Origin of the sequence: Pseudomonas sp. NPDC087639, assembly GCF_044743385.1 — a bacterium.
Lineage (GTDB): Bacteria > Pseudomonadota > Gammaproteobacteria > Pseudomonadales > Pseudomonadaceae > Aquipseudomonas.
Genome location: NZ_JBIUWI010000180.1, coordinates 935 through 1,561, shown reverse-complemented (window position 1 = coordinate 1,561; position 627 = coordinate 935). Strand labels below are relative to the sequence as shown.

Annotated in this window: 1 pseudogene; it reads left to right on the top strand. The window is 60.6% G+C overall.

Features of this window, described 5'->3' with window-relative positions:
• Positions 1 to 213 precede the first annotated feature (213 nt).
• Positions 214 to 627, top strand: a pseudogene (locus tag ACIOVB_RS27700) (NADH-quinone oxidoreductase subunit M); the annotation flags it as partial.

The window sequence follows — 627 nt, the reverse complement described above, 5'->3', positions numbered from 1 at the left end:
CACATCCTGCGCAAAGACCCGCTCGACCAGACCATCGGTCTGATCCCGCGTATGGCCAAGGGTGGTCACACTGCCCTGAGCCGCACCGAGACCGGTCAACTGCGTTGGTACGCTGCTTCGATGGCTGCTGGTGCCGTGCTGGTTATTGGCGCCATCGTGCTGGTAGCGGTCTGATATGAACCTTGCGAATTTGCGAAAGGAAACGAGCCCGTCATGATTCTGCCTTGGCTAATCCTGATCCCCTTCATCGGCGGCCTGCTGTGCTGGATGGGTGAGCGCTTCGGCGCTACCCTCCCCCGCTGGATTGCGCTGATCACCATGTCCCTGTTGCTCGCGATCGGCCTCTGGCTGTGGGCGACCGGCAACTATTCATTTGCCCCGGCGCCTGGCGCCGATCCGACCTGGGCGCTTGAGTTCAAGCACATCTGGATCGAGCGTTTCGGCATCAGCGTGCACTTGGCCCTCGACGGCCTGTCGCTGTTGATGATCCTGCTGACCGGTCTGTTGGGTATCCTCTCGGTACTGTGCTCGTGGAAAGAGATTCAACGTCACGTTGGCTTCTTCCACTTGAACCTGATGTGGATCCTGGGCGGCGTTGTCGGCGTGTTCCTCGCCCTCGCCCTGTTC